The following is a 1,336-nucleotide window of genomic DNA, read 5'->3' as shown; positions in this document are numbered from 1 at the left end:
GAGTAACGCGTAGGAATCTACCTGGTAGTGGGGGACAACATTCGGAAACGGATGCTAATACCGCATACGCCCTACGGGGGAAAGGAGGGGATCTTCGGACCTTTCGCTATCAGATGAGCCTGCGTAGGATTAGCTAGTTGGTGGGGTAAAGGCCCACCAAGGCGACGATCCTTAGCTGGTCTGAGAGGATGACCAGCCACACTGGGACTGAGACACGGCCCAGACTCCTACGGGAGGCAGCAGTGGGGAATATTGGACAATGGGGGCAACCCTGATCCAGCCATGCCGCGTGTGTGAAGAAGGCCTTCGGGTTGTAAAGCACTTTCAGTGGTGAGGAAAGGGTAACCGCTAATACCGGTTATCTGTGACGTTAGCCACAGAAGAAGCACCGGCTAATTCCGTGCCAGCAGCCGCGGTAATACGGAAGGTGCGAGCGTTAATCGGAATAACTGGGCGTAAAGCGCGCGTAGGTGGTTGAGTCAGTCAGATGTGAAAGCCCCGGGCTTAACCTGGGAACTGCACCTGATACTGCTTAACTAGAGTACGGTAGAGGGCAGTGGAATTTCCTGTGTAGCGGTGAAATGCGTAGATATAGGAAGGAACACCAGTGGCGAAGGCGACTGCCTGGACTGATACTGACACTGAGGTGCGAAAGCGTGGGTAGCAAACAGGATTAGATACCCTGGTAGTCCACGCCGTAAACGATGTCGACTAGCCGTTGGGAGACTTGTTCTCTTAGTGGCGCAGCTAACGCACTAAGTCGACCGCCTGGGGAGTACGGCCGCAAGGTTAAAACTCAAATGAATTGACGGGGGCCCGCACAAGCGGTGGAGCATGTGGTTTAATTCGACGCAACGCGAAGAACCTTACCTACTCTTGACATCCAGAGAACTCGCTAGAGATAGCTTGGTGCCTTCGGGAGCTCTGAGACAGGTGCTGCATGGCTGTCGTCAGCTCGTGTTGTGAAATGTTGGGTTAAGTCCCGTAACGAGCGCAACCCTTGTCCTTATTTGCCAGCACGTAATGGTGGGAACTCTAAGGAGACTGCCGGTGACAAACCGGAGGAAGGTGGGGACGACGTCAAGTCATCATGGCCCTTACGAGTAGGGCTACACACGTGCTACAATGGCCGGTACAGAGGGCTGCAACCCCGCGAGGGTGAGCTAATCTCAGAAAACCGGTCGTAGTCCGGATCGCAGTCTGCAACTCGACTGCGTGAAGTCGGAATCGCTAGTAATCGCGAATCAGCATGTCGCGGTGAATACGTTCCCGGGCCTTGTACACACCGCCCGTCACACCATGGGAGTGGGTTGCACCAGAAGTAGCTAGTCTAACC

1 rRNA gene is annotated in these 1,336 nt (G+C 54.7%); it reads left to right on the top strand.

The annotated features are described in order from the left end of the window. Nucleotides 1–1,336, top strand: a 16S ribosomal RNA gene (locus F451_RS0124345); the annotation flags it as partial.

Origin of the sequence: Marinobacterium rhizophilum DSM 18822 (genome assembly GCF_000378045.1) — a bacterium.
Lineage (GTDB): Bacteria > Pseudomonadota > Gammaproteobacteria > Pseudomonadales > Balneatricaceae > Marinobacterium_A > Marinobacterium_A rhizophilum.
The sequence above is the reverse complement of the archived record's forward strand: the minus strand, read 5'-3'. Positions and strand labels throughout refer to the sequence as shown.